Source organism: Cruoricaptor ignavus (assembly GCF_900141665.1).
Taxonomy (GTDB): Bacteria; Bacteroidota; Bacteroidia; order Flavobacteriales; family Weeksellaceae; genus Cruoricaptor; species Cruoricaptor ignavus.
The window spans coordinates 138,852-164,696 of the sequence record NZ_FQYI01000004.1; the positions used below are offsets into that span (position 1 = coordinate 138,852).

The 25,845-nt window shown below is 45.7% G+C and carries 26 protein-coding genes and 1 pseudogene; 16 read left to right on the top strand and 11 right to left on the bottom strand.

Annotated features, from left to right (window positions below; all coding sequences use genetic code 11):
* The first annotated feature begins 1 nt into the window (after position 1).
* The 5 genes from bshC to pckA all read left to right on the top strand — a co-directional run bounded on the left by bshC (position 2) and on the right by pckA (position 7,216).
* Positions 2-1,588 carry a bacillithiol biosynthesis cysteine-adding enzyme BshC gene (gene bshC / locus BUB43_RS05800; protein ID WP_073179178.1) on the top strand — a complete coding sequence of 529 codons (1,587 nt, stop codon included), beginning with the start codon at positions 2-4 and terminating at the stop codon, positions 1,586-1,588.
* 36 nt (positions 1,589-1,624) lie between these two features.
* Positions 1,625-3,493 (top strand): LysM peptidoglycan-binding domain-containing protein, encoded by a 1,869-nt coding sequence (locus BUB43_RS05805; protein WP_143154047.1) that lies wholly within the window; start codon positions 1,625-1,627, stop codon positions 3,491-3,493.
* Positions 3,494-3,526: 33 nt separating this feature from the next.
* The gene (gene fabD / locus BUB43_RS05810; RefSeq protein ID WP_073179180.1) at positions 3,527-4,402 is read left to right on the top strand and encodes an ACP S-malonyltransferase; all 876 of its coding nucleotides are present in this window, start codon (positions 3,527-3,529) and stop codon (positions 4,400-4,402) included.
* A 205-nt stretch (positions 4,403-4,607) separates the two neighbouring features.
* Positions 4,608-5,513 (top strand): GYDIA family GHMP kinase, encoded by a 906-nt coding sequence (locus BUB43_RS05815; protein ID WP_073179182.1) that lies wholly within the window; start codon positions 4,608-4,610, stop codon positions 5,511-5,513.
* Positions 5,514-5,611: 98 nt separating this feature from the next.
* On the top strand, positions 5,612-7,216 hold the full coding sequence (pckA, locus tag BUB43_RS05820) for a phosphoenolpyruvate carboxykinase (ATP) (RefSeq protein ID WP_073179184.1): 1,605 nt from the start codon (positions 5,612-5,614) through the stop codon (positions 7,214-7,216).
* Positions 7,217-7,285: 69 nt separating this feature from the next.
* On the opposite strand, the gene aroQ is transcribed toward pckA, so the two are convergent.
* Positions 7,286-7,705: a type II 3-dehydroquinate dehydratase gene (gene aroQ, locus BUB43_RS05825; RefSeq protein WP_073179185.1), complete on the bottom strand. Its 420-nt coding sequence runs from the start codon at positions 7,703-7,705 to the stop codon at positions 7,286-7,288.
* A 71-nt stretch (positions 7,706-7,776) separates the two neighbouring features.
* Between aroQ and BUB43_RS05830 the strand changes: the two genes are divergently transcribed.
* Together BUB43_RS05830 and BUB43_RS05835 are read left to right on the top strand one after the other, a co-directional pair.
* Positions 7,777-9,075 carry a flexirubin biosynthesis putative acyl-CoA ligase FlxY gene (locus tag BUB43_RS05830; RefSeq protein ID WP_073179187.1) on the top strand — a complete coding sequence of 433 codons (1,299 nt, stop codon included), beginning with the start codon at positions 7,777-7,779 and terminating at the stop codon, positions 9,073-9,075.
* Between the two features lie 8 nt (positions 9,076-9,083).
* On the top strand, positions 9,084-9,677 hold the full coding sequence (locus BUB43_RS05835) for a hypothetical protein (RefSeq protein ID WP_073179189.1): 594 nt from the start codon (positions 9,084-9,086) through the stop codon (positions 9,675-9,677).
* A 2-nt stretch (positions 9,678-9,679) separates the two neighbouring features.
* On the opposite strand, the gene BUB43_RS05840 is transcribed toward BUB43_RS05835, so the two are convergent.
* Positions 9,680-10,906, bottom strand: a complete 1,227-nt coding sequence (locus BUB43_RS05840) for an NAD(P)/FAD-dependent oxidoreductase (protein WP_073179190.1) — start codon at positions 10,904-10,906, stop codon at positions 9,680-9,682.
* 101 nt (positions 10,907-11,007) lie between these two features.
* Between BUB43_RS05840 and BUB43_RS05845 the strand changes: the two genes are divergently transcribed.
* From BUB43_RS05845 to BUB43_RS05880, 9 genes are read left to right on the top strand one after another with little or no spacing between them, the layout of a single operon-like run.
* Positions 11,008-12,534 carry a flexirubin biosynthesis tyrosine ammonia-lyase FlxA gene (locus BUB43_RS05845; RefSeq protein ID WP_073179192.1) on the top strand — a complete coding sequence of 509 codons (1,527 nt, stop codon included), beginning with the start codon at positions 11,008-11,010 and terminating at the stop codon, positions 12,532-12,534.
* The gene (locus BUB43_RS05850) at positions 12,531-13,646 is read left to right on the top strand and encodes a WG repeat-containing protein (protein WP_073179194.1); all 1,116 of its coding nucleotides are present in this window, start codon (positions 12,531-12,533) and stop codon (positions 13,644-13,646) included. Before BUB43_RS05845 ends, BUB43_RS05850 begins: the two co-directional genes overlap by 4 nt.
* Positions 13,647-14,378 (top strand): flexirubin biosynthesis SDR family reductase FlxB, encoded by a 732-nt coding sequence (fabG, locus tag BUB43_RS05855; protein WP_073179195.1) that lies wholly within the window; start codon positions 13,647-13,649, stop codon positions 14,376-14,378.
* A 33-nt stretch (positions 14,379-14,411) separates the two neighbouring features.
* On the top strand, positions 14,412-15,632 hold the full coding sequence (locus tag BUB43_RS05860) for a beta-ketoacyl-[acyl-carrier-protein] synthase family protein (protein ID WP_073179197.1): 1,221 nt from the start codon (positions 14,412-14,414) through the stop codon (positions 15,630-15,632).
* 5 nt (positions 15,633-15,637) lie between these two features.
* Positions 15,638-15,892, top strand: coding sequence for an acyl carrier protein (locus BUB43_RS05865; protein WP_073179199.1), 255 nt, complete (start codon positions 15,638-15,640; stop codon positions 15,890-15,892).
* Positions 15,893-15,899: 7 nt separating this feature from the next.
* Positions 15,900-16,781 (top strand): LpxL/LpxP family acyltransferase, encoded by an 882-nt coding sequence (locus BUB43_RS05870; protein ID WP_073179200.1) that lies wholly within the window; start codon positions 15,900-15,902, stop codon positions 16,779-16,781.
* Between the two features lies 1 nt (position 16,782).
* Positions 16,783-17,733 carry a phytoene desaturase family protein gene (locus BUB43_RS11445; RefSeq protein ID WP_260200470.1) on the top strand — a complete coding sequence of 317 codons (951 nt, stop codon included), beginning with the start codon at positions 16,783-16,785 and terminating at the stop codon, positions 17,731-17,733.
* 55 nt (positions 17,734-17,788) lie between these two features.
* Entirely contained in the window at positions 17,789-18,262 is a 474-nt protein-coding gene (locus tag BUB43_RS11450) for a phytoene desaturase family protein (RefSeq protein ID WP_260200471.1), read from the top strand.
* Positions 18,259-19,917, top strand: a complete 1,659-nt coding sequence (locus BUB43_RS05880; RefSeq protein WP_073179202.1) for a C45 family autoproteolytic acyltransferase/hydrolase — start codon at positions 18,259-18,261, stop codon at positions 19,915-19,917. The genes BUB43_RS11450 and BUB43_RS05880 overlap by 4 nt, the downstream gene beginning before the upstream one ends.
* Here the strand turns inward: BUB43_RS05880 and BUB43_RS05885 are convergent.
* The 9 genes and pseudogenes from BUB43_RS05885 to BUB43_RS05920 all read right to left on the bottom strand — a co-directional run bounded on the left by BUB43_RS05885 (position 19,914) and on the right by BUB43_RS05920 (position 25,843).
* Positions 19,914-21,082: pseudogene (locus BUB43_RS05885) on the bottom strand (DUF2062 domain-containing protein). The gene BUB43_RS05880 and the pseudogene BUB43_RS05885 sit on opposite strands and share 4 nt — an antisense overlap.
* Positions 21,082-21,561 carry a hypothetical protein gene (locus BUB43_RS05890; protein WP_073179204.1) on the bottom strand — a complete coding sequence of 160 codons (480 nt, stop codon included), beginning with the start codon at positions 21,559-21,561 and terminating at the stop codon, positions 21,082-21,084. The pseudogene BUB43_RS05885 and the gene BUB43_RS05890 overlap by 1 nt, the downstream one beginning before the upstream one ends.
* Positions 21,558-21,935, bottom strand: coding sequence for an ApeI family dehydratase (locus tag BUB43_RS05895; protein ID WP_073179206.1), 378 nt, complete (start codon positions 21,933-21,935; stop codon positions 21,558-21,560). The genes BUB43_RS05890 and BUB43_RS05895 overlap by 4 nt, the downstream gene beginning before the upstream one ends.
* Positions 21,936-22,553, bottom strand: a complete 618-nt coding sequence (locus tag BUB43_RS05900; RefSeq protein ID WP_083541171.1) for a flexirubin biosynthesis/transport protein LolA2 — start codon at positions 22,551-22,553, stop codon at positions 21,936-21,938. It lies immediately after the preceding gene.
* Entirely contained in the window at positions 22,550-22,894 is a 345-nt protein-coding gene (locus tag BUB43_RS10990) for a polysaccharide deacetylase family protein (RefSeq protein ID WP_083541173.1), read from the bottom strand. Before BUB43_RS10990 ends, BUB43_RS05900 begins: the two co-directional genes overlap by 4 nt.
* On the bottom strand, positions 22,878-23,297 hold the full coding sequence (locus tag BUB43_RS10995) for a polysaccharide deacetylase family protein (RefSeq protein WP_083541175.1): 420 nt from the start codon (positions 23,295-23,297) through the stop codon (positions 22,878-22,880). The genes BUB43_RS10990 and BUB43_RS10995 overlap by 17 nt, the downstream gene beginning before the upstream one ends.
* 34 nt (positions 23,298-23,331) lie before the next feature.
* A complete protein-coding gene (locus BUB43_RS05910; RefSeq protein ID WP_073179207.1) occupies positions 23,332-24,393 on the bottom strand; it encodes a beta-ketoacyl synthase N-terminal-like domain-containing protein in 1,062 nt (353 codons plus the stop codon).
* Positions 24,390-25,586 (bottom strand): beta-ketoacyl-[acyl-carrier-protein] synthase family protein, encoded by a 1,197-nt coding sequence (locus tag BUB43_RS05915; RefSeq protein WP_073179209.1) that lies wholly within the window; start codon positions 25,584-25,586, stop codon positions 24,390-24,392. The genes BUB43_RS05910 and BUB43_RS05915 overlap by 4 nt, the downstream gene beginning before the upstream one ends.
* Positions 25,586-25,843 carry a phosphopantetheine-binding protein gene (locus BUB43_RS05920; RefSeq protein ID WP_073179211.1) on the bottom strand — a complete coding sequence of 86 codons (258 nt, stop codon included), beginning with the start codon at positions 25,841-25,843 and terminating at the stop codon, positions 25,586-25,588. Before BUB43_RS05920 ends, BUB43_RS05915 begins: the two co-directional genes overlap by 1 nt.
* Positions 25,844-25,845 lie beyond the last annotated feature (2 nt).

Sequence of the window (25,845 nt, forward strand, 5' to 3'; positions counted from 1 at the left end):
AATGAGGCAGATAGAGCAGATTCCGTTTTCTGAAATTCCTTCCGTTCCAAAAATTGTGAAGGATTTTATTTCAGGTGAACTTTCTGATTCTCAGCAGTTTAAGTTTTGTGAAGAGAATTTTGCAAAAATCATTCAGCAGAAATCGGAAAGCTATCCGAAACATCACCGTGAAACTTTGAAGCAGGTTTTGCTTGAACAGAATAAAGCATTGAGCCTGAGTGATTTGCAGCAAAATAATCTGAAGATTTTAGGCGATGAAAATTGCTTTACTGTAACCACAGGTCATCAACTGAATTTATTTACCGGGCCTGTTTTCTTCATCTACAAAATTCTGCAAACTGTAAAAACTGCAAACTGGCTTCGGAAGCAATTCCCTGAAAATCAATTTGTTCCGCTGTTTTGGATGGCATCGGAAGACCACGATTTTGACGAAATCAATCATTTCCAAACGAAGCAGAATTTTTACCAGTTTAGCTCAGAAAGCGGCAAGGCTGTTGGCAAAATCATCGTGGAAGATTTGTCTTTTGCGGAAGAATTTCGGCGGGATTTTCAGGATAGAATTTTCGGCGAAGAACTCATTCGAAGAATGCAGCAGGCCTATGTTTCCGGAGGCACTTTGGCCGATGCTACGCGGCATTTGGTGAACGGCCTTTTTTCCGAGTACGGATTGCTGATTGTGGATGGTGATGATGCTGCGCTGAAGGCTTTGGCAGAGCCAGTTTTCCGCCAGGAATTGCTGGAAAATGCCGTGCTGAAAAGTACGGAAAAACGCGTGGAAATCCTTCGTGAAAAGTACGGCAAGGTTCAGGTGAATCCGCGGGAAATCAACCTTTTTTACCTGGGTGAAAATCGGGAGAGGATTGATGCTTTCGGCGATGATTTCGTACTATCGGAAACCAGGCAAAAATTTTCCCGTGAAGAAATCCTGAATGCGCTGGAAAATCATCCCGAAAAATTCAGCCCGAACGCTTTGCTTCGGCCGGTTTATCAGGAAACGATTTTGCCGAACATCGCTTACATCGGTGGAAATGCGGAAGTTGCATACTGGCTGGAAATGCGGGATTTCTTCTCGGAAATCGGTTTGCCTTTTCCGGTTTTAATTCCTAGAAATTCGCTGCTTTTCCTTACCGAAAAAACTTTCAGGAAAATTGAAAAAACGGACTTGCAATTAAAAGATTTCTTCGGTGATTTTAACCAAAAGGTTTTTGAGGATTTGCTTAAAGAACAGCCGCTTTCTGATGAAATTGAAAATCAGCAGAAAAAAGTGGAAGAATCTTTTCAAGTTTTGATGGAAAAATCTGAACTTACGGATGTGTCGTTCAGAAACCTTGTGGCAGCGGAACAAAAGCGGCAGTTAAAATCTTTCGAGCGGATGAAGAAGCGACTGCTTCGTGCGGAAAAAATCAAGGAAGGAGAGAAGGTGGAAATGCTCGAAAGGCTTTATCAGGAAGTGCATCCTGGAAAAATATGGCAGGAAAGAAGCTGGAATTTCAGCGAGTTTTTCGCCGATGAGGGCAGGGCGTTTTTCGATGCGGCGTATTCTGCAATCGATGTGGAAAGCCCGAAGCTTTCAATTATGCAGATTTAATCGGAAAGCATTACTTTTGTGGCTCACACCCGAAAGATGATAAAGAAGTTTTTAGCACTTTCTGCGCTGGCAATCTTCGGAACGGCCGCTGCGCAAAGGACTTATACCGTGAAGGCTGGTGATAACCCCACCACCATTGCACGGCAGCATAATATTTCCCTAAACGAACTTATCCGCCTGAATCCTTCGGCGAAAGATGGCAAGCTGCAAATTGGCGAAGTGCTGGTCATTAGCCAGGGCAAGGCTGGTTCAGCAGGCACAAATGTTCAGAAAACTTCGGTAAAAACTACCGCCACTGGCACCATTGTGCTTCAGCCAAAGCAGACCTTGTACGGCATTACCAAGCAATACCACATTTCCGAGGAAGAGGTGAGGAAGCTGAATCCTAATCTTCAGATGAAGGTTGGGGAAGAAGTGGTACTGCCATTGGAAAACTTAAAAAAATACGCTCTGCCGGGGCAAGAGGTACGCTCTACCACGGTATCCACCACCACTACCACGGTCTCTGCGCCGGAGTCCGACACCTACACCGTTCAGCCGAAGGACAATTATTACAGGATTACCAAGCAGTTTGGCATTACGCAGCAGCAGCTTTTCGCGATGAATCCAGGATTGGAAGCGAAGGGTCTTCAGCCAGGCGATGTTATCGTGGTAAAAGGCGACGCCAAGAACTTAGTGCAAAATCCTTCGACAAGCCACTCAAGCAATGTCGCAAAATTGCCGGGTGATGAATTCGTAACCTACACAGTGCGTGATGGCGATACGGTTTTCGGAATCCTGAACCGCTACCAAATAGATTTGGATGATTTGCTCACGCTGAATCCTGATGTTACCAAAGGCCTGAAAGCAGGGATGGTTTTGCGCATTAAAAAAGCGGAGGCTGCCTATGTGAAAACCTCTGGCGATGCACTGAGCGTGGTGCTAATGCTGCCTTTCGGCTTCGATACGAAGGATACGAAAATGCGCGGCATAGCCACAGATTTCCTTTCCGGCGCAAAGCTTGCCATCGAGCGCAATGCAAGGCAGGGTATGAAGCTGGACATCCGTGTGATAGATGCCGGCAACGAAGCGAATTTTAAAAACGCGCTTTCTCAGCTGAATCAAAATAATACCGACCTGATTATAGGGCCGTTCTTCAAAAGCAATGTGAAGGAAGTGCTGGATTTTGTAGGGCCCAAGAAAATTCCTGTGGTGGCACCTTTCGCCAATTCGGAAGATCTGTACGGCTACAGCAACCTGATTATCGTGGAAACAAGCGACGAAGTTTATGCACAGCGCATCATCAGGGAGGTGAAGGATGCGTACAATGGGCAGAAAATTTTCATCGTGGCGGATAAAGACAGGAAGTATGCGGATTTCATAAAATCCGATTTGGAAAAACTGCTGAAAAATCCGCAGGTTGAAATCGTGAATTCGCCGAATGAAATTCAGCCGGAAAAAAATATGATGACTGGGCAGAATGCGCCCGTTATCGCAGTTCTTGCGAATTCCAGCGACAGCGTGGGCAATGCTTTTGCGGATAAGGTCATCAGCCTTACGAAGGAAACTTCCGGCGTGAAGGCGTTCAGTATGTATTACAGCCCGGTTTTTGAGAAGAAGGTAGATGCGCTTAGTCAGGCGAATTTCGTATATTTAATGGACAGAAAAATTTCCGGCGACTCAAGTTTTGAGAAGGAAGTTCTGGCGGATTACCGCGCGAAATATTGCAAGGCGCCGCCGAAATATGCGGTAATTGGCTTCGATGTGGTAAACGATATGCTATCACGAGAAAATAGCCGCGGCGAAATTTTCCGCCAGATGAACAAGCCGCAAACTCAGCTTGCCACGAAATTTGAATTTGTGCGTGCAAAAAACAATGGTGCCTACATCAACACTGGATACAGGGTGGTAAGGCTGGTGCCATAGCAAAGCCGTAATTTCGGCGAGAATGAAATTGATATGAAGAAAGCTTTAGTTTTTCCTGGCCAAGGTTCGCAATTTGTAGGAATGGGCAAGGAACTTTACGATTCCCGTAAAGATGTGAAAGATTTGATGGATTTTGGCAATGAAATCCTTGGTTTTGATATTCTTTCCATAATGTTCAGTGGAACGGATGAAGAGCTTCGGCAAACAAGGGTCACTCAGCCTGCCATTTTCATCCATTCAGTTGCAGCCGTGAAGGCGGCCAATGCCTTGGGTTCTGCAATGGTGGCAGGGCATTCTCTCGGCGAATTTTCTGCATTGGTTGCCAACGGCGTTCTCTCGTTTGAAGACGGGTTGAAACTAGTTTGCGCCAGGGCGGAAGCTATGCAGGAAGCCTGCGATGCCAACCCTTCTTCGATGGCGGCAATTCTGGGTCTGGAAGATTCCAAGGTTGAAGAAATCTGCGCGGAAACGGAAGGTGTGGTGGTTCCGGCGAATTACAACTGCCCTGGTCAGCTGGTGATTTCCGGCGAAACCGCAGCAGTGGAAAAAGCCTGCGAAAAGCTGAAGGCTGCCGGTGCAAAACGCGCTCTGCTGCTGCCTGTGAACGGTGCCTTCCATTCACCGCTGATGCAGCCTGCACAGGATAAACTGGCAGAGGCCATTTACAATACGAAGTTCCGCCAGCCTACGATGCCGGTTTACCAAAATGTGACGACAACTGCGGTGACCGATCCGGAAGAAATTCAGAAAAACCTGGTGGCACAACTAACGGGCGCTGTGAAGTGGACGCAAAGTGTGCAGAATATGATAAAAGATGGCGCCGGAATTTTCGTGGAGGTGGGTCCCGGAAAAACGCTGCAAGGCCTGATTAAGAAAATTGACCCGGAAGTTTCTACGACAAGCTCGTAATCCGTCAATGATGATTGACAAATGATAGTTAATTGGCTGGTGCTGCCTTTATCAAGGTTTCCAATCTTTGACATAGGTTTTAAGCAACATAGCCACAAAAACATCGCGGCACAAGATTTCGGTTGTTATGTTTTCGTTGAAATCCTTCGACAAGCGCAGGATGACAAGTTGATCGAATTAATCATCAACCAATAATTATAAAAATATGTCCCGATACTTCTCGCCTGGAAAATTGCTGCTGAGCTCGGAATATGCGGTTTTGGACGGTGCTATGGCATTGGCCGTTGCCACAAAACCTGGCCAGGAACTTTTTGCTGAAGAAAAATCGGACGGGAATTCCAGTGTTTTCTGGACGGCGAAGCATCAGGGAAAAGACTGGCTTTCAGCGGAAATCGATTACAAGCACTGGAAAATTCTTCGCACCAACAAGCCTGAGGCTGCGGAATTTGTAATGAAAGTTCTGCGGATTGTGCAGCGTTTATCAGAGGAAAAATTCCATTCGGACGCTTCTTATCATTTAACGACTAATCTGGAATTTCCTGCGGATTATGGCTTGGGCAGCAGCTCCACTTTGATGGCCAATCTTTCAAAATGGGCAGGAACCGATGCCTTTTCGCTCAACGAAAAATCGCTTGGTGGCAGCGGTTATGATGTTGCCGTGGCAATGGAAAAAGCGGCTATTCTTTACCGAAATTCAGAAAACGGAAGGGAAATTGAAAAAGTGGAATTTTCGCCTGAGTTTCGTAACGAGCTGATTTTCATTCATTTAAACCAAAAGCAAAATTCAAGGGAAGGCATCGGGCTTTACCGTGCGAAAGAAAAATCTCAGCAGTTGATGGATGAGTTTTCGGAATTAACGATGAAGATCTATCAGGCGGAAACTCTGGCAGAATTTTCCCGGCTGATGGAAACGCACGAGAGAAAACTGTCGGACTTTCTGCAAATAAAAACAGCGAAGGCGCTGCACTTCGCCGATTGCCCTGCGTTCATCAAAAGTCTTGGAGCCTGGGGCGGTGATTTTGTGATGAGCCAAAAATTTGAAGGCTGGCAGCATTATTTTTCCGCCAAAGGTTTTAAAACTATTTTTGAGTGGGATGCGCTGATTCTTTAATTTCTTGTTTTCAATTCTGATTTTTATCATTAACTTTATCACCGAAATGGTGGTGATTATCGTTAAATTTGTGGAATAAACATTGAAAAACAGAATTTATGAAAAACATCAAGATCATCCAGCAGCTGGACAGCCTTGGCATCACAGGCTATGAGGAAATCGTGTATAACCCGACTTACGAAAAGCTTTATCAGGACGAGATTTCCGAGAAAAATCAGGGCTTTGAAAAAGGTACGGTAACGAAATCCGGAGCTGTGGCCGTGAAAACCGGAATCTTCACAGGGCGTTCGCCGAAGGACAGATATATCGTAAAAGACGACGAGACGAAGGATACCATCAACTGGGACGGGAAGGTGAATTTCCCTACGACCAACGAAGTTTTCCAGCACTGCAAAAAGCTGGTGATGGAGCAGCTTTCCAAGTCGCCAAAAATTTATGTGGTAGATGCATTCTGCGGTACCAACCCTGATACAAGGCTGAAGGTGCGCTTCATAATGGAAGTGGCCTGGCAGGCACACTTTGTAACGAATATGTTCATCCGCCCATCGCTTTACGAGCTGGAGCATTTCGGCGAGCCGGATTTCATCGTGGTGAACGGTTCCAAAACTACGAACCCTGACTGGAAGGAGCAAGGCCTGAATTCCGAGAACTTCGTGATGTTCAACCTTACCGAGAAAATGCAGATCATTGGCGGTACCTGGTATGGCGGCGAAATGAAGAAAGGGATGTTCGCGATGATGAACTACTACCTGCCGCTGAAGGGTATGGCATCGATGCACTGCTCTGCCAATGTAGGGGAGGAGGGCGATGTAGCGCTGTTCTTCGGGCTTTCCGGAACAGGGAAAACCACGCTTTCTGCAGACCCGAAACGCTACCTGATTGGCGATGATGAGCACGGATGGGATGACCACGGCGTATTCAACTATGAGGGCGGCTGCTATGCTAAGGTAATTGATTTGACGGAGGAGAAAGAACCAGACATCTACCGTGCAATCCGCCGTGATGCGCTTCTTGAAAATGTAGTGGTGAAGGAGAATGGCCAAACCGATTATGCGGATAACAGCATCACGGAAAACACAAGGGTTTCCTACCCAATCTACCACATCAGCAAGATCGTGCTGCCTTCCAAGGCTGGCCACGCAAAGAAAATCGTTTACCTTTCTGCGGATGCGTTCGGCGTACTGCCACCGGTTTCCATCCTGGATGAAGATCAGGCGCAGTACCACTTCCTTTGCGGCTACACATCCAAGCTTGCCGGTACGGAAAGAGGCATCACGGAGCCGCAGCCATCGTTCTCGCCGGCTTTCGGTGAGGCCTTCCTTACGCTGCATCCTACGATGTACTCCAAAACCTTGATTGGCAAAATGAAGGAGCACGGTGCGAAAGCCTACCTAGTAAACACCGGCTGGAACGGTACCGGAAAAAGGATTTCCTTGAAAGATACGAGGGCGATTATCGATGCGATTATCGATGGCTCAATCGACAATGCGGAAACTGAAACGCTTCCGGTGATGAACCTGACTTTCCCTACGAAACTTCCGAATGTTTCCGAAGGAATTCTTGACCCCAGAGCTACCTATGCCGATGCTTCCCAATGGGAAACGAAAGCGAAAGACCTTGCGGCGAAGTACATCAAAAACTTTGAGCAATACTGCGACAATGATGAGGCAAAAAGGTTGGTAGCTGCAGGCCCGCAGATTTAATTTTAGAATAAATGCAAAAAATTTCCCTTTCAGAAATGAGAGGGAATTTTTTTAGCTGTTCGCTTTTAGTTATTTTATATTACGCATCAAAAACTCAACCGACATTCTGTAGCCATCCGTTCCAAAGCCTGAAAGCACGGCGTTGCAATGCTCAGCGGTTACGGATTTCCGGCGGAATTCCTCCCGCTGGTAAATGTTGCTGATGTGCACCTCAATTTTTGGGACGGAAATATTTTTCAGGCAATCTGCAATGGCGTAGGAATAGTGCGTGAAAGCGCCGGGATTGATGATGAGCGCATCGAAATCTTCCTGCTGAAGCCGATCGATAATTGCACCTTCCGAATTGCTTTGAAAAAAATAAATTTCTGCGGAAGGGAATTCTTCGCGCAAACTTTGCAGAACGCTGTCCATCGAAACCTTGCCGTAAATTTCTGGTTCGCGTTTTCCCAAAAGATTAAGGTTCGGGCCGTTGCCAATGAGGATTTTCATAGGGTAAAATTAGCAAAAACAAAATTCCCGTCCGCTAAATTTAATCCTTTACCTTTGCTCAAAATTCTGATTTGAATCTCAGGCCAAGAATAGAGTACGAAAGCCCAGAAAATATCAGGCGTTTCCAGGAGGAAAAACTGCGGGAGCTTCTCATTTATCTTAGGAAAAAATCGCCTTACTACCAAAGGCTTTTCACTGAGCAAAATATTGATATTCAGGAAATTACAACACTGGAAGATTTGCAGAAAATCCCATTTACCACGAAGGATGATCTGCACAATTTCAATGCGGATTTCTTCTGCATCCCGATGAATGAGGTGGCGGATTTCAGCACAACTTCCGGAACGCTGGGCGATCCTGTAGCCTTTGGTCTTTCGGCAAAGGATTTGGAGAGGCTGGCGTACAACGAAGCGCTGTCCTTTGCCTGTGCTGGTTTGCAGCAGGGCGATTTGGTGCAGATGATGACCACGATTGACAAGCGATTTATGGCTGGAATGGCGTATTTCCTGGGGCTGCAGAAGCTGGGTGCCGGGGTTGTTCGTATGGGGCCAGGAATTCCGGAGCTGCAGTGGGATTCCATCCTGAGATTTCGCCCAAAATGGCTGATTACCGTGCCATCCTTCCTTCTGAAAATGATAGAATATGCGGAAAGCCACGGCATTGATTACCGAAATTCTTCGGTTTACGGTGCGGTCTGCATCGGCGAAAGTTTGCGAAATCAGGATTTCAGCGATTCTGACTTGGCGGCAAGAATTCGCGAAAAGTGGGACATCCAGCTTTTCTCAACCTATGCATCAACGGAAATGGCCACCGCTTTCACCGAATGCGAATTTCAGAACGGCGGGCATCATCATCCCGAACTAATCATCACCGAAATTGTGGATGATGCCGGGAAACCTGTAGCTGAAGGGCAAAGCGGCGAACTCGTGATTTCCACGCTGGGTGTGGAAGCGGTGCCGCTGCTTCGTTTCAAAACCGGCGACATCGTGCAGGCCCACACGGAAAAATGCCGCTGCGGAAGAACGACGCTGAGGCTGGGACCGGTGCTCGGACGGAAGCAGCAGATGATAAAATACAAGGGCACCACGCTGTATCCACCGGCTTTGATGGACATTCTGGCGGGATTTCGCGGTGTGGAAGTTTATCAGATTTGCATTAAAACCAACGAAATTGGTACGGATGAAATCCTTGTGCAAATCGCAGCACAAGATGCTTCCGAAGAATTGCTTCTGGAAATTCGGGATCATTTCCGCGCGAAACTTCGGGTGACGCCAAAAATCGAAATTTGTGACAGCGAAGATTTGAGCAAAAAAGTTTTCAATCCGAAATTCCGTAAGCCGATAAATTTTGTAGATTTGAGAACTAATTAATCTTAATTATGAAAAAGCTTGTTCTGTTTTTCGCGTTGCTGCTGAGCGTTGCGGTTTTTGGCCAAAAACTAAGATTGGTTTCCGGAAATCTTGATTTTCTGAAGGATGTTCAGGAACTGAATGTGGAGTTTGATTTTTCGGAGGTGACTTTCTACAAAGAGAATATCAGCGAAAGCCAATACATCGAAAGGCGCAAAAAGGAGATTTCCCAAAATAAGAACGAAGCGGAATTTGAAAGATGGGAAAAAGATTGGCAGCGCACGAAAACCGTGCAGATTCCGGAGAAATTTCTAGCGTCTTTCAACAAATATCAGAAAAAAATGAAGGCTGCCACCGGAGTAAATTCGAAATACACACTGAAAGTGAAAACCACCTGGATTTATCCTGGATGGTTTGCCGGCGTGATGAGCCAGCCATCCAAGGTAAGCACGCTGCATCAGTTTGTAGAAACTGCAAATCCATCAAAAGTTCTAGCGGAAATAGAGTGCCTAAACGCGCTGGGCGATAATTATGTGGGCCTGCCGAATAACAATGACAGAATTGCGGAAGCCTACGCGAAAACATCCAAAGAACTGGTGCAGTTTATTGCTAAGAAACTTTAATTTTATCCAGCGTCAATCATCATCGCTAAATTCCGTACGGCATTTTTATGCTTGCGAACGAACGGATTTTCACGGTTCCAAACATAGCCAGCAAGTACGGCGCAGATTTTCCGCTTGATGTCCGGGTTTTCCGGCTGATGGAAGAATAATTTCTGCAGATTTCCGGTGTACCATTCCGAAACATAGGTGCGGAAAACATCCACGCCAAACTGGATGTGCTCGGCGTATTCCTTTTCCCAATCCACCGTTTCGCCTTCCAGCTGGCGCTTTGCAAGCTTCGCTGCAAGCATTCCGGATTCCGTAGCGAAGGCCATTCCGGAAGAAAAAACAGGGTCGAGAAATTCCGCGGCATTTCCAGTGAGAGCGTAGCCTTCGCCGCAAAGCTGCTTCACAGCGCAGGAATAATTGGTAAGCCTTTTCGGTTCGAAGAGGAATTCCAAATAGCCGAAACGCTTTGAATAGTAGTCAGATTTTTTAATGGCATTCCGCAACGCTTCCGCAGTATCGCCGCTTTCGGAAAGTTTGTTGATATAATCGGTAGGGCCTACGATGCCAACGCTTGTATTGCCGTTAGAAAACGGAATTACCCAAAGCCAAACCTGCGTTTCCAGAATATCGAAAGAAATCTGCGTGCCTTCCACACCTTCTTCCCGCTTGATGTCTTTGATGTGCGTGAAAACTGAAGAGTGCGCATCCAAAACGGAAGGCATTTCCAGGTTGAGAAGCCGCGGCAAAACACGACCGTAACCGCTGGAATCGATAATGAATTTGGCGCGAATTTGCCGTTCGTTTCCGTCCTTATCACGCAGCGTAGTCACGGAATTTGAGCCGTGGAATTCCACATTTTTTACTTCCGTTTCAAACTCGATTTCCACGCCATTTTGCTGCGCGGCTTTTGCCAAAGTATCGTCAAAGTCGGCCCTGGGAACTTGCCAGGTCCAATCCCAGCCTTCGCCAAATTTATCACCGAAATCGAACACGCAGATTTCCTTTCCGCGGATGAATCTTGCGCCGAATTTCTTCTCAAAACCCTGCGCATCAAGCAGCGGGAAAAGCCCAGCTTCATCGAAGTGGTCCATCACCCTGGGTATCAAGCTTTCACCGATGACAAAGCGCGGAAACTTCGCCTTTTCTACAACCTTCACCTTCACGCCGTTGCGCTGCAGCCACGATGAAGCCACGCATCCTGAAGGCCCTGCACCAATCACAAGAACATCCGTTTCTTCCATTGGATTTTAAATTTTTGGTTTGAGCAAAAATTTTATATTTGCGCCACAAATGTATTCAAAAACATTTGAGAAACAATGTTTTAGAGTCAATAATTTTAAAGATGAAACTCAGCGGAAAACTAAGCCTGCAAGATTTTCTCAGCATCGCCGTTCAGGGTGAAAAACTTGAGATAGATGATGCGATGCTTCGCCGCGTAGAGCGTAGTTTTGAGTTCCTGAAAAGCTTCTCGGATGATAAGGTAATTTATGGCGTGAACACCGGTTTTGGTCCGATGGCACAATACCGCATCGCCGATTTTGAGAAGAAAGAACTGCAGTACAATCTCATCAGAAGTCATTGCGGTGGCATCGGGAAACCGCTGGACGAAGCGGCGGCAAAAGCCGTGATGCTGGCAAGGCTGAACACCTTGGCGCTCGGGAAATCGGGTGTGCATCCCAGCGTGATTTTGCTGCTTAAAGAATTGATTAACAGAGAGATAACGCCGCTGATTTTTGAGCACGGTAGCGTAGGTGCAAGCGGTGATCTGGTGCAGCTTGCTCATCTGGCTTTGGTGCTGATAGGTGAGGGCGAAGTTTTCTACAAAGGTGAAAGAAAGCCGACGGCAGAAGTATTTGATAATGAAGGGCTTACGCCGATTGAGATTCACATCCGTGAAGGCCTTGGGCTGATGAACGGCACTTCCTGTATGAGCGGTATCGGAATATTGAATCTTCATTATTCTGAGCGAATTATTGAAATATCGTTAAAGCTTTCTTGTGCGGTTTTAGAGCTGGTAGAATCTTACAGCGATTATTTTTCCGAGCAGCTGAACAATTCAAAACTTCACGAAGGTCAGCGGAAAATAGCTGAGAAAATGCGTTCGCATTTGCAAGATAGTAAGCTTGTAAGAAGAAGGGAAGACCATCTTTACGCTTCTGGAAACAGCGAGGAGATTTTCAGCCAAAAGGTTCAGGAATATTATTCGCTGAGATGTGTGCCGCAGATTTTAGGCCCAGTTTTAGATACTTTGCATTTTTCGCAAGAAATTCTGGAAAATGAAATAAATTCCGCAAATGATAATCCGATTATCATTCCGGAAGAAGAGCTGGTTTACCACGGTGGAAATTTCCACGGCGATTATGTGGCTTTGGAAATGGACAAACTGAAACTTGCCATTACACGCGTTTCATTGCTGGCAGAGCGCCAGCTGAACTACCTGATGAATTCCAAAATCAACGAGATTTTCCCGCCGTTTATGAACCTTGGCAAGCTCGGTTTCAATTTTGGGATGCAGGGCGTGCAGTTTACGGCGGTTTCTACCACGGCGGAAAACCAGGCGCTTTCCACATCGGTATATGTGCATTCCATCCCGAACAATAATGACAACCAGGATATTGTAAGTATGGGAACGAACGCTGCCACGATGTGTGCGACAGTCATCGATAATACTTTCGAAGTGCTTGCAATTCAGGCAGTTACCGTAGCACAGGCTGTAGATTTTTTGAATGCCCACGGCAAAATTTCATCTGCCACGAAAAATCTTTACGATGAAATCCGAAGCATCGTCCCGAAATTTTCGGATGACCCGGTGCTTTATCCATCCATCGAAAAACTTAAACAACACCTTAAACACAATATTAAATTATGAAAAAGTTAATCCTGATCTGCACGGTGCTGCTCTCGGTTTTCGCCGTAGCGCAGCGCAGCCTTGCCCTTGTAAAAATCGGGGATAAGTGGGGCTATATCAACGAAAGGGGCGACCAAGCCATCGAGGCGAAATTTGAAACGGCGAAAAGCTTCTCGCCGGATGGCCTTGCTGCTGCACGGAGCGGCAAGCTGTGGGGCTACATCGATACGAAAGGCAGCTGGGCAATTGAGCCGCAGTTTACCAACGCTCATCCGTTTTCCGACGGCGTAGCCTTGGTGGAGAAAGACAAGAATTCTTACTACATTAACAGAAAGGGTGAAAGGCTGGAATTTCCGCAGACTGATAAGCTGTTCAGCTTTCAGGGTGGCACAGCGGTTATTCGGCGCGGAAACAAAGTGGGGCTCATTAACCCGAAAGGCCAGATCGTAGCGGAAGCGAAATACGACGAGATAAAGCCGATGATGAACGGCTTTGCAAGGGCGAAGCTTTACAACAGGTGGGGAATTCTGGATGATAAGGGGAAAACCGTGGTAGACTTTGATTATGACGACATTGGAGAATACAGCAACGGCGTAACCTGGGCAAAGCGCGGCGCACAGTTTGGCACCGTGTACAAAGGGAAATTCAATGCGGTAGAAGGCGCGGAAAAAATCTGGGATTTCGACGGCAGCGATTTTACCTATGCCAAGAGGCTGGGGAAGATTGGCTTCATCGACAAAAAAAGCGATTGGGTAATAGAGGCGAAATACGATAAGGCAAGGTCTTTCAACGATGGTTTTGCGCCGGTTTACCTCGGTAAAAAGTGGGGCTACATTGATACGAAAGGAAATTGGCTGGTAGAGCCACGCTATGAAGATGCGGAAATTTTCAGCGAAGGTATGGCGCCTGTGAAAAGCAAAAGCTGGGGCTTTATCGATAGAAGCGGAAAGCTGGCAATTCCGCACGAATACGATATTTCCGTGAATTTCAACTTCTGGCAAAAAGAGAAAGGCTTCCAAAATGGCCTTGCAAGAGTGAAGCGCGATAAAAGGTGGGGCTTCATAGATAAGCAGGGCAATACTTTGGGGAAGGTTTGGTATGAAAATGCCGAGAATTTTGTAAGAGTAAAGTAGATGAAGTGCGCAATTGTAACCGGTGCTTCCCGAGGAATTGGCAGGGCGGTAAGCCTGAAGCTTGCTGAAGATTTGGGCTACCACATCCTGCTGAATTACACATCCAACGATGCTGCGGCGGAAGAAACTTTGCAGAAAATTCAGGAAAACGGTGGTGATGCTACGCTGCTGAAATTCGATGTTTCTAATGCAGAGCAAACGCATAGCGTTCTGGAAAAATGGCAGCAGGAAAACCCTGATGCCGTGGTGGAAATCATCGTGAATAATGCGGGAATTACGCGGGACGGCCTTTTTATGTGGATGCCGAAGGAAGACTGGCAAAGCGTGCTGGATGTGAGCCTGGGCGGCTTCTTCAATGTCACGAATTTTTTCATCCAAAAACTTTTGCGGAATAAATTTGGGCGGATTATAAACATCGTCTCGGTTTCCGGTGTGAAAGGTACGCCAGGCCAGGTGAATTATTCCGCGGCAAAGGCTGCCCTGGTAGGCGCTACGAAAGCTTTAGCACAGGAAGTTGCAAAGCGGAACATCACGGTAAATGCCGTGGCACCGGGCTTCATAAAAACGGATATGACGCAGGATTTCGATGAAAATGAAATGAAGGCGATGATCCCTGCCCACCGCTTCGGCGAAGCGGAAGAAGTGGCGGATTTAGTTTCGTTTCTCGCTTCCAAAAAGGCGTCGTATATTACGGGCGAAATTGTGAATATCAACGGCGGCATTTATTCATAAACAAAAATTATAGGAAAAAATCTATTTTCTGGGATGGAAAACAGGGTGGTAATCACCGGGATGGGAATTTGGTCTTGCCTTGGCACTTCGCTGGATGCGGTGAAGAATTCGCTGTATGAAGGGAAATCCGGAATTCAGTTTCTGCCGGAAAGGAAGGAGTTCGGCTTTCGCTCGGCGCTTTCAGGAGTGGTGCCGAAGGCTGATGTGAAGCCGTTCCTGAACCGCAGGCAGCGGATAAGCATGGGCGAAGAAAGCGAGTATGCCTACCTTGCAACTTTGCAGGCGCTGGAGCAGGCAGGGATTTCGCAGGAATTTCTCAGCGAGAACGAAGCGGGAATTCTGTACGGAAACGACAGCGTTTCCAAAGCGGTGGTAGAATCCATTGATTGCGTTCGCGAAAAAAAGGACACCACGCTGATTGGTTCCGGCGCGATTTTCAAGTCGATGAATTCCACTGTAACGATGAATCTTTCCACGATTTTTCAGCTGCAGGGCATCAATCTTACCATCAGTGCTGCTTGTGCAAGTGGCTCACACTCAATAGGTTTGGCGTATCTTTTAATCAAAAACGGCCTGCAGCAAATGGTGATTGCTGGCGGAGCGCAGGAAACCAACCAATACGGTATGGCGAGCTTTGATGGCCTGGGCGTTTTTTCCACGAGGGAAGATGAGCCTGCGAAAGCTTCCCGCCCTTTCGATAAGGATAGGGATGGCCTGGTGCCTTCCGGCGGTGCAGCCACGCTGATTATCGAAAGCCTGGAATCTGCGCAAAAGCGCGGGGCGAAAATTTTGGGCGAAATCATAGGCTACGGATTTTCTTCAAACGGTGGCCACATTTCCACACCGAATGTGAACGGCCCTGCACTGGCTATGCAGCGCTCTCTAGAGCAGGCGAAAATTTCTGCTGATGAGGTGGATTACATCAATGCGCACGCTACTTCCACGCCAATTGGCGACAGCAATGAAGCGAGCGCGATTTTTGAAATCTTTGGTGGTAAAACGCCCGTAAGTTCCACAAAATCAATGACTGGGCACGAATGCTGGATGGCCGGTGCAAGCGAAATCGTGTACTCAATGCTGATGATGCAGCACGGATTTCTGGCGCCGAATATCAACCTGGAAAATCCGGACGAAGCTTCGGCAAAAATCAACATCATAAAAGAAGTGCAGAATAAAAAAATTGATGTAATTTTGTCGAACTCTTTCGGTTTTGGCGGTACGAACTCGTCGATTATCGTGAGGAAATTTAACTGACAATTATGACTGTAGCAGAAATCGCCCAAACTGCCAACGATTTTCTTGTAAGCGAGTTTGAAGTGGATGCCGATGAAATTTCGGCTGATGCCAACTTCAGCGAAACGCTTGGGCTGGATAGCCTGGATTATATCGACCTGGTAGTAGTCATCGAATCCAATTTCGGTGTGAAGTTTGGCGAGAAAGATTTCAAGGAAATCACAACTTTTGAAGATTTTTATCAAGCAATAGCGCAGAAAATTCAGCAGAAAAATTCATAAATCCACTATGAAAAAGTGGGACGGAAAATCGCGCGGCACACTTCTCGGCTACCGTATTTTCGTCTTTTTCCTTAAAAATTTCGGTGTCCGTTCGGCATACGGCGTGCTGTATTTCGTAGCGGCATACTATTTCCTTTTCCTGAAAGAAAGCAACCGCGCAATTTTTTATTATTTCCATAACCGGTTGGGTTTCACTAAAGTAAAAGCGAAAATTTCTGTTTATAAAAATTACCTGGTTTTCGGGAAAACGATTATTGATAAAACGGCGATTTCCTCAGGGCAGAGGAATCAGTTTTCGTATGAATTTGACGGGATTGAAAATCTGCAGCGGATGATGGCAGGTGGAAAAGGCGGCGTGCTCATCAGCGCACACATCGGGAATTTCGAAATTGCCGAGCGGTTTTTTTCTGAGATTGATTTCAATTACCAAATCCACATCGTGACTACGGATCAGGAACATTCCCACATCAAGGAATACCTGGAAAGCCTTGCTGACCGGCCGAAAACCACGAAGTTCATCTACATCAAGGATGATATGTCCCACATTTTTGAAATCAGCGAGGCGCTGTCGAAAAATGGCATCGTGTGTTTTACGGGCGACCGATATTTTGAAGGCAGCAAGTTTATGGAAGAAGAATTTCTGGGAAAATCGGCGAAGTTTCCGGCAGGCCCGTTTCAGATTGCATCCCGCCTGAAAGTGCCCGTAGCGTTCGTTTATGTAATGAAGGAACCGAAGTTGCACTACCATCTTTTCGCGAGAATTGCGAACGCGAAGCACCGGGATTCTCAGGCTTTGCTGAAGGCCTACACCGAAAATCTTGAGCAGATGCTGGCAAGGTATCCGCTGCAATGGTTTAATTATTTCGATTTCTGGGACGATTTGGAATGATATGCAGAAATTTGATGTCGTTGTAATTGGCAGCGGGCTTTCTGGCCTGGTTTCCGCCTTGATTTTGGCGAAGCACGGTCATAAAGTCGCTGTGCTGGAACAGAATGTTCAGTTTGGCGGCAATCTGCAGACTTTCAGCCGTGAAAAGTGCATTTTTGATACCGGCGTTCATTACTTGGGCGGGCTTTCCGAGGGCGAAAATCTTTACCAATTCTTCGATTATCTGGGCATAATGCAGGATTTGAAACTGCAGAAGATGGATGAGGTTTTCGATAAGATTATTTTTTCCGATGAAGATTCTGAGTTTGGAATTGCGCAGGGTTTTGAAAATTTCGTGAAGAATTTGCTCGAAAAATTCCCAGAAGATAAAGCGACGATTGAGAGGTATTACGCTGATATTCTGACTGTTACGAATCGGTTCCCAAATTATGTGCCTGGAAGAGAAGGCATAATTCCGGTTGAGATTTTATCAATAAATGCCCGAAATTATTTCGAAAATCTCACTTCCAATTTGAAGCTGAGGAGCGTTTTGGCAGGGCAAAGTTTTCTTTACGGTGGTCTGGATGAAGAAACGCCGTTTTACCTCCACGCTTTGTGCGTGAGCTCTTACCTTAAAAGCTCGTGGAAAATTCAGAATGGCGGCAGCCAAATTACAAAACTTTTGGTTCGCGAACTGAAAGCTTCGGGCGCACAACTGTTTAAAAGACAAAAAGTTACGGCATTCAATTTTGATAATGAAAAGTTAATTTCGGTTTCATCAGACAGCGGCAATGAATTTTTCGCGGATAGATTTATTTCAAATATCGATCTTAAAAAAACGGTAGAACTTGCTGGAAATCAGCGGTTTAAAAAAAGCGTTTACCAATCGGTTGGAAAAGCTAAAATCAGGGAAATCCTGTTTCAGTGTTTATCTGGTTTTGAAGCCGCACGCTTTGGAATATTTCAATCATAATTTTTACCATTTTGAAAATTATGGGAGCGTTTTTCGCGGAAGTGAAGATTTTTATATGCTTTCTGCTGCGGAATCCTCAAAATTTCCTGGTTTTGTAGAAAGCCTAACGATTTTGGTTTATATGAATTTTTCCGAAGTGGAAGCGTGGGAAGCTTCGCAGAATACCGCCGCAAAACCTTCCGAAAGACCGGGAAATTATCGAGATTTTAAAGCACGAAAATCAGCGGAAATTATTGATTTGGTTTGCAAGAAATTTCCTGAAATTCGTGCTGCCGTGAAGTCGGTTTATGCTTCGTCGCCGCTTTCTTACCGCGATTACATCGGCACAGATAGCGGTGCGATGTATGCATACGAACACTCATCCGAAAATCCGCTACAAACGGTTTTCTCGCAAAAAACATCCGTGCCCAATCTATATCTCACCGGGCAAAGCGTGAATATGCACGGCATTTTGGGCGTTACAATCGGTGCGTTTTCTTTGTGCCGAGAAATTCTTGGCTATAATTTTTTGAACGAAGAACGCCAATGAGAAAGTTTCAGATTTTTTCGCTGGCTCTTTATTTCCTGCTGGTTTCCTGTGGTGCGAAGAAGCATTTGATTAATGAAAAAGAAATTGCTTCCTACGATTTATCCATTCCGAAAATCGAAAAAATCAACGATTCTACTTTTATTTATCAAAATGTATTTTTGATAAAAAATCAGTACAAAATTTACGAATTGTATAATTCGGGTAATGCGTTGCAACTGGGCTACAATCACGGTGCTTTGGCGGAAAATCTTTTGCATCAGCAGGAAAGGGCGCTTTTTTCCAAAGTTGAAGAATTCGTCCCTTCGAAATTTAAGCAGGGAGTTCTTCGGAATCTCGTGAGAATTTACACGGGCGGTATGCCGAAGAATGTAACCAAGGAATTTCAGGCGGAAATTTTCGGGATTTCCCGCTATGCATCGGATGAGTTTGATTTCATCGCACCGAAGTTCCAGCGGCAGATGATTCTGCACGCAGCGCACGATATCGGGCACGCAATGCAGGATTGGATGCTTGTAGGCTGTTCGTCACTAGCAGTTTGGGACGAAAATTCCCACAATGGAAAATTGCTGATTGGCCGCGCTTTCGATTTTTACGCCGGCGATGAATTTGCGGAAAATAAACTGCTGCAGTTCGTGAAGCCGGACGAAGGAATTCCGTTTGCTTCCGTATCCTGGCCTGGAATGATTGGCGTAGTTTCCGGGATGAATGCCGAAGGTTTGAGCGTGACAATTAATGCCGGAAAATCCGGAATTCCGCTTTCTGTGAAAACGCCGATTTCCCTGCTGACAAGGGAAATTCTGCAGTATGCAAGCACGATAGATGAGGCGGTAGAAATTGCAAAACGGCGGAAAGTTTTCGTGGCGGAATCGATAATGGTGGGCAGCTCGAAAGATCGGAAGGCTGTGATTATCGAAGTTTCGCCGAAGAAAATGGGCGTTTACGAAGTTGAAAATTCGGCACAATTGGTTTGCACAAACCATTTTCAGTCAGAAACTTTTTCGGATGACCGGCGGAATAAAAAGTGGAAGGAGAAGAGCCATTCTGTTTATCGCCAGAAAAAAATCAACGAGTTTTTAGTTGAAAATCAGAAACTTACGCCGGAAAAGATGGCGGAAATCTTGCGTGAGCGTTCGGGAATAAAAAACCGTGATATTGGCAACGGCAACGAAAAATCCATCAATCAACTTTTGGCGCACCACGCTGTGATTTTCTCTCCGGAAGAAAAAATCATCTGGGTTTCCGCGAAGCCTTATCAGCTCGGCGAATTTGTGGCTTATGATTTGGGCGAGATTTTTTCGGGAGCACTGGCGCAGAAAATTCCAAAGAGAAAAGATTTGACGATTGCCAAGGATCCGTTCCTTGATTCGGAAGAATTTGCGAACTACGAAAAATACCGAATTGCCGACAGACAGCTGGATTCCGCGATAAAATTTGGCGAAAGTCTCAGCAATGAATGGCTTGAAGATTACCGAAATCTCAATCCTGAACTTTGGATTGTGCATTTCAAATCCGGGAAATATTATTTCGAAAAAGGTAATTTCCACGAAGCGAAAAAGCATTTTGAAACCGCATTAACAAAGGAAATTTCCTCAGTTCCGGAAAAAGAAACCGTGGAGAAATATCTGCGGAAAACCAGGCGGAAAATTCGGGATTAGTTTTTCTTCCGGTCGTAAAAATTCAGCAGAAAATAAGTCAGAAATCCAAATATTATCGCTGAAACCGCCGATAAAATCAGGCTTCCCACGATGTATTGCCAAAGATGATTCGGGATGTCAGAAAGTGTGAGGTTCTGGCTCAGCAAAGTTTTTCCCGGAATAAATTGCTGCCCGATTTTTACCGAAGCCAGAATGACAAACGGAATGAGCGGTGGTAGAGACAGATTGGAAAAAGTGAAAGTCAGCACCTTGTTGAGCCCGAAAAATACGGCGAGGCTGATGGCTAAAACCGAGTGAAAGCCCCAAAAAGGCGAGAAAGCGATGAAGGTGCCAAGCGCTACGGAAAGCGCTTTGATGCGGTTGCTGCCCGAGCTTTCCAGCACATCTTCACGGATGAACTGCTTTAGGCTTTTTTTTTAAAACTTCGCAGAAAATCGCGCGGCTTGATGTAGAGCAGCGTGATGGCGACAAGCACGGTGTTCAAGATGCTGATGCGTGTGAAATCCTGAAACGGCCGAAAGTGCGAAACGCGTTCAGCAGGGTCATATAGCACCTTCACCGGTACATTCTGCACGATGACACCGTTCCACGCTGAGCGTACGATTACTTCGATTTCGAACTCGAATTTTCTCGTGAAAAATTTTTTCGGCAGCCGTTTCAGCGGATAAAGCCGGTAGCCAGATTGTGTGTCGTTCAGCTTGATTCCGGTTTCGAACTGGTACCAAAAATTGCTGAATCTGTTGCCAAAACTGCTTTTTTTCGGAACGCCATCCTGCGCCATATTTCGCTCGCCAATCAGCAGGATGTCCCGCTTTTCTTCCTGAAGTTTTTCCACAAAAACAGGGATGTCATCTGGAAAATGCTGGCCGTCCGAATCAATCGTTATCGCAAAATGGAAGCCTTTTTCCAGCGCAGTTTTGAAACCTTGCCGAAGCGCAAAACCTTTTCCGCGGTTTTTCTCAAAATGAATTTGCGTGAGCTCAGGATATTCCGCCAGAATTTTTCGGGTGGAATCCGTAGAGCCATCGTTCACGATGAAGATGTCCGAAGTAAATTCCAAAACGCCGTCAATCACGCGCTGCAAAGTCCGTTCATTGTTGTAAGTCGGAATAATCACGCAGATTTTCAAATCCTGCATCGCTTGTTTCACGGCGGCGTTTTCCATCATTTCAGCATCGCTTTTTCAGTTGGCGTCATCGTTTTGGAATATTCCGAAAAATCACGAATCAGCTGCTGTGTCCGTTTATTTTCCGACTTGTAATGTTCTAAAATGAATTTCTTGTCTTCCGCTAAATTCTTTTTGTAGCCCACAATTCCTGGCAGGTTTTCTTGCAAACTCATCCGTATCACGCGAAGTTCCGTATTTCTCGGATTAGCGGCTATCAGGCTTTCCAGCGATTTTATGCCGCCAGAAATCATTTCCTTTCTCCCCGCACCTTTTTCAAATTTGGAAAGTATCACTTTTGCAGCGGCCTTGTAGGCTTTTCCCGCCACATCACTGGCATTGCTGCGCTCTGCCATTTCCACAAAAGTTTTGGCGTTTTGATGAGATTCCGAAGCTTTCGGGTAAAAACTCCGCAATTCTTCGGTGGAAACTTGCAATAAAATTGTAAAAGCGGCAAAAAGCGAAATCAGGAATTTCATTGGAAAAGTATTTTGTAGGTTGCGTTCAGTTTCAGTGCTACGGTATCGCCAAAAGTCGCTATTTGGCTCACCTTCACTCTTTGGTTTTCTTCCGTGCAGGTCAGTTCCAGCCGTATGTCCGGATTTTTTTCAGGATTGATGATGGCCATAAATTTCACATTGCTTGCCGACACTAGCTCCAGCTTTTTTTCAAAAATAATTTCCGCAATGTCCTTCACGATTTGTAGCATACAAACGCCCGGTGTCACGGGGTTTCCAGGAAAATGCCCGCGGAAAATCGGATGCCCGGCATTCAGCCTGATGTTCGCCACCATTTTGTTCGGCGCCGTTTGCTCAGCAGATGAAATGCGGTAGAAGTTTCCTAAAATACTCATTTAATTGAAACTGCCTCTTGGCAGCGCTTCGTTTACTTTTGTGTTGCGGAATTGTATCGCCGTTTCGTCACCGCTGCTGTCCAGCAATTTCACTTGCGAAACCGTGTATTTTCCATCGGGAAAATGCAATTCCATTTGCTTGATAAATTTCTTCAAATCCTTTGCAGCCGGCGAAAAGCGCACGATATTTGTGCCGCCGTTTTTGAAATAGGCCACCCTAAAATCCGGGTCGGCAAACAGCGAGCCGTTCGCACTGCCAATCATCAGCCTGCTGATTTTTTCGAAGGCACGGTTTTTCGCGCCAACTTCCGTGGTTTTGCCTTCGCTCGCCACGAAAAGTTTGCCATTCCGCGAAATCATCGTCGTAGGTTTTGGCGTGATGTATTTCCAGCTCAGCAGCGATGGATTTTGGTAAGCCATCTTCCCTGTGGAAACCGCCGGTTTATCCAGCATTGCCGATTTTTTTGTTTGGGTAAAATCCGTCTGCAAAGTCTTTATCGATTGGCTGCCCGCCGTGAAATTTCGGATGAACGCCGCGCTTTCATCAGTGGTCATCGGCCTTTGTGCGAAAATCACAACTGAAAAAAGGGCGAAAAAAAGTTTCAGAAAATTCTTCATTTCAATTCTAAAAGTTCGGAAACCGTGGCAAATTTGAAGCCATTGTCCCGCAAATTTAGTAATAAAATCTTCAAGGCTTCCAGCGATTTTTCCGAAGTATCGTGCATTAGAATGATGCTTCCTGGTTTTGCTTTTTTTGTAATTCTTTCCGTGATTTTTTGCGAATTTTCAATCACGGTGTCCAAGGAGCGAACATTCCAGCCGATGCTTGTTTTTTTGGTTTGTTTAATGGCTTTTGCAATGTTCGGATTCGTAACGCCAAAAGGCGGCCTGTAAAGTTCGGTTTTTAATCCAGCTATTTTTTCAAAAACCTCATCGGCTTTTTCAATTTCTTCTGTCATTTTTTTTTGCAGAAAAAAATCCGGTTTTTTCTGAATGGCTGTAAGTGTGATTCCCGATTTGATGGCCGTTCGCAATGATTTGCTGAAAAATTTTCGGATGAATTTTCGCTTGTTTTCCGACGCAAAAAAATGTGGCTTTCGCGTTAAAATCGTTCAGTGTTTGCAGAATTTTCGGGGTGAATTCCGTCGGTCCGTCATCGAAAGTCAGTGCCACGATTTTTTCAGCAGTAATTTTTCCGTGCAAAGATTTTGTAAAAAAATTCAGCCTGATGTCGAACGATGCCCAGGAAATTATTGCGATGAAAATTGCCAATGGAAGAAAAACCCAAAGGCAGGAAATTTCTGAAACTGAAATCAGTAAAATGCTGATTGCTAACAGGATTTGTAAAATTCTGAATTTCATCAGTAAAAATTTTCAGCCTGTTTTTAGTGCAATTTTATGCCTTCGTCAAAAGCGTAAAAGAATGCTCTTTGCCCAGGAAATTATTGTAAATCAAAACGGTACGGATTTGCTTTCTCTCAGCTGAATTGATTTTTATAATTTCAGGAATTCTTTGCTTTCCTAAAATTTCGTTGGCTAAAAACACGGCGAAACCTGACGAAGTATTGAATTCGCCGGACAAATGCTTCCAAAATCCCAATTGTGAATTCCTGAAAAAACCGCGCATTTTTTTGTGAAATTCATCAGCGCTTTTATCGCCCGAAAATCCAAGTAAAACCAAATCGATATCTGCCGATTTTAATCCGTTTTTCTGAAGGAAATTTTCTGCAAAACTGTCGGTTTCTTCCAATTCCAGCACATTGGTTATTTCCACGGCTTTCACTTCAGCGCCCGTATTTTCCAGCTTTTCATCAGCCAAAACAAAAAATGCCGCACCTTCACCCCAGAAAACGCCTTCAGTTTCAGAATTCAGCAAATCGATTGGAAATTCGTCCTGCTTCTTGATGATTTTCGCCAGCTGATAAAGTTCGGCAGTTCGGTTGGCGGTTTCATCGCTGGCACCTACCAAAACCTGCCTGGCTTCGCCGTTTTCAATTTGCAGCTTGGCATCCAGCAATGAAAATTCCAGCGAAGATCCGCTGCTCACATAGGTGAAATTGTAAGCGTGGCAGCCGATGCCCAGGGCAATTTGGCCGGCAACTGTGTTGTGTGTAGATTGGATGAAATTCGTTGGCGTCAGGTGGTCTTCATTATTCTGAATTACATTTCGCAGAAATTTCTCGGAATCTTCCGTACAGCCCATACCAGTTCCCGTGATGATGGCATCAGGCATAAAAATTCCGGCAGCATCCATCGCTTTTTCCGCGCTCACTATGCCCATTTTCACAACCTTGGACATCCGGCGAATTTGTGCTGGCGGAATGTAATCCTTGTAATTCGGCTGCTGAGCGTAGATGATGTTTTCCGAAAGATTTATTTCCAGACTCTCAAGAAAATCTGGCTCCAAACTTTTCTGTGCCGAAATGCAGGCCGCACCGTTGATATAAACCGGTTTCACGATTTTGAAAAAATTAGTGTGGAACAATTTCCGCCGAAGCCAAACGAGTTGGAAAGCACATTCTGCAGAGGTTTTTCTTTCAGTTCTGTCACAGGTTTCAGGCTGAATTCCTTCATTGGCGTTGAAAAATTCAGATTCGGGAAAATCGTGTTGTGCCGCAGCGCAAGCAAGGAATACACGGCTTCTACCGCTGCAGCAGCCGCCAAAGTGTGCCCTGTGAATGGCTTGGTAGAACTGAAATCCGGCACAGCGTTTTCACCGAAAATCCTGATCATTGCTTTGCCTTCGGAAAGGTCGTTATTTGGCGTTGCCGTTCCGTGAACATTCACATAATCAATATCTTGTGGCGATAGCCCGGATATTTTCAAAGCCTTATCCATCGCCAAAAAAGCGCCCTGCCCATCATCGCTGGAAGCGGTCTGATGATGCGCATCATTAGCATTGGCATAGCCCGACAAATATCCCAGGATATTCTTGCCGGTTTTTTCAATCACCGCATCAGATTCCAGCACCAGAAATGCCGCCGCTTCGCCTAAATTTAGGCCTTTGCGGTTTTCGTCAAACGGCGTATTGTATTCATCCGTCACAATCATCAGGGTTTTAAAACCGTTCAGCGTAAATTTGGAAAGCGCATCGGTTCCACCTACAATCACTCTTTCCAGAATGCCGTTCTGAATTAGCTTAGCGCCCATCATCACGGCGTTTGCAGCGGATGAACAGGCCGTGCTGATTGTGGAAATCATCCCTTTCAAACCGAAATAATCTGCAATGGCAGCGGTGGAAAATCCGGCTTCGTGCGAGGTGATGAATTTCTGCTTGTCGGGATGGTTTTCATAATCGAAAAACCAGCGCTCACTCATATCCATTCCACCAACCGATGTGGAAGAAATCAGCCCGGTTCTAAATTGGTTAACATCCTGGATATCAGCAGATTGTAGGGCTTCTTTTACTGCAAGGATTCCTAAAAAAGTTGTGCGTGTTAGCTTCGTATTTTCCGGCAAACTGAGCATTTTTATCAATTGCTCGTTGGTCAGTTTTATCTCGCCAGCTTTCAGCTTTCCGCGGTATCGTGTTTCCAGAATTTCAATATCGGAAATGCCGTGTTTTCCGGCAGTCAACGAGTGGAAATTTTCTTCAACGCCAATGCCTGCCGAAGAAACGATTCCCATTCCTGTGACTGCAACTTTCGCCATTATTTCGTCCTGTGTTCCGTGATGTAGGCAGCCATCGTATCAATGGATTCGAAAATCTGCTTGCCTTTTTTCGGGTCAGAAAGCTTGATGCCGTATTCCTTGTCCAGCAGCACGATAAGTTCCAGCGCATCGATGGAATCAAGGCCAAGTCCGCTGCCGAAAAGTTCCGCAGAATCCTGAATATCAGCAGGTTGCACATCTTCCAAATTCAGCACTTCGATGATTTTCGCTTTGAGCTCTTCCTTTAGGTTTTCCATTT

Bases quoted from the DNA above. Each gene is read 5' to 3' on its own strand.
- BUB43_RS05920 (WP_073179211.1), bottom strand. From the start codon at position 25,843: ATGGAAAACCTAAAGGAAGAGCTCAAAGCGAAAATCATCGAAGTGCTG.
- aroQ (WP_073179185.1), bottom strand. From the start codon at position 7,705: ATGAAAATCCTCATTGGCAACGGCCCGAACCTTAATCTTTTGGGAAAA.
- fabG (WP_073179195.1), top strand. From the start codon at position 13,647: ATGAAGTGCGCAATTGTAACCGGTGCTTCCCGAGGAATTGGCAGGGCG.
- BUB43_RS05895 (WP_073179206.1), bottom strand. From the start codon at position 21,935: ATGAGTATTTTAGGAAACTTCTACCGCATTTCATCTGCTGAGCAAACG.
- pckA (WP_073179184.1), top strand. From the start codon at position 5,612: ATGAAAAACATCAAGATCATCCAGCAGCTGGACAGCCTTGGCATCACA.
- BUB43_RS05880 (WP_073179202.1), top strand. From the start codon at position 18,259: ATGAGAAAGTTTCAGATTTTTTCGCTGGCTCTTTATTTCCTGCTGGTT.
- BUB43_RS05900 (WP_083541171.1), bottom strand. From the start codon at position 22,553: ATGAAGAATTTTCTGAAACTTTTTTTCGCCCTTTTTTCAGTTGTGATT.
- BUB43_RS05835 (WP_073179189.1), top strand. From the start codon at position 9,084: ATGAAAAAGCTTGTTCTGTTTTTCGCGTTGCTGCTGAGCGTTGCGGTT.
- BUB43_RS10990 (WP_083541173.1), bottom strand. From the start codon at position 22,894: ATGACAGAAGAAATTGAAAAAGCCGATGAGGTTTTTGAAAAAATAGCT.
- BUB43_RS05850 (WP_073179194.1), top strand. From the start codon at position 12,531: ATGAAAAAGTTAATCCTGATCTGCACGGTGCTGCTCTCGGTTTTCGCC.
- BUB43_RS05890 (WP_073179204.1), bottom strand. From the start codon at position 21,561: ATGAAATTCCTGATTTCGCTTTTTGCCGCTTTTACAATTTTATTGCAA.
- fabD (WP_073179180.1), top strand. From the start codon at position 3,527: ATGAAGAAAGCTTTAGTTTTTCCTGGCCAAGGTTCGCAATTTGTAGGA.
- BUB43_RS05845 (WP_073179192.1), top strand. From the start codon at position 11,008: ATGAAACTCAGCGGAAAACTAAGCCTGCAAGATTTTCTCAGCATCGCC.
- BUB43_RS05805 (WP_143154047.1), top strand. From the start codon at position 1,625: ATGATAAAGAAGTTTTTAGCACTTTCTGCGCTGGCAATCTTCGGAACG.
- BUB43_RS10995 (WP_083541175.1), bottom strand. From the start codon at position 23,297: ATGAAATTCAGAATTTTACAAATCCTGTTAGCAATCAGCATTTTACTG.
- BUB43_RS11450 (WP_260200471.1), top strand. From the start codon at position 17,789: ATGCTTTCTGCTGCGGAATCCTCAAAATTTCCTGGTTTTGTAGAAAGC.
- BUB43_RS11445 (WP_260200470.1), top strand. From the start codon at position 16,783: ATGCAGAAATTTGATGTCGTTGTAATTGGCAGCGGGCTTTCTGGCCTG.
- BUB43_RS05840 (WP_073179190.1), bottom strand. From the start codon at position 10,906: ATGGAAGAAACGGATGTTCTTGTGATTGGTGCAGGGCCTTCAGGATGC.
- BUB43_RS05860 (WP_073179197.1), top strand. From the start codon at position 14,412: ATGGAAAACAGGGTGGTAATCACCGGGATGGGAATTTGGTCTTGCCTT.
- bshC (WP_073179178.1), top strand. From the start codon at position 2: ATGAGGCAGATAGAGCAGATTCCGTTTTCTGAAATTCCTTCCGTTCCA.
- BUB43_RS05915 (WP_073179209.1), bottom strand. From the start codon at position 25,586: ATGGCGAAAGTTGCAGTCACAGGAATGGGAATCGTTTCTTCGGCAGGC.
- BUB43_RS05815 (WP_073179182.1), top strand. From the start codon at position 4,608: ATGTCCCGATACTTCTCGCCTGGAAAATTGCTGCTGAGCTCGGAATAT.
- BUB43_RS05865 (WP_073179199.1), top strand. From the start codon at position 15,638: ATGACTGTAGCAGAAATCGCCCAAACTGCCAACGATTTTCTTGTAAGC.
- BUB43_RS05870 (WP_073179200.1), top strand. From the start codon at position 15,900: ATGAAAAAGTGGGACGGAAAATCGCGCGGCACACTTCTCGGCTACCGT.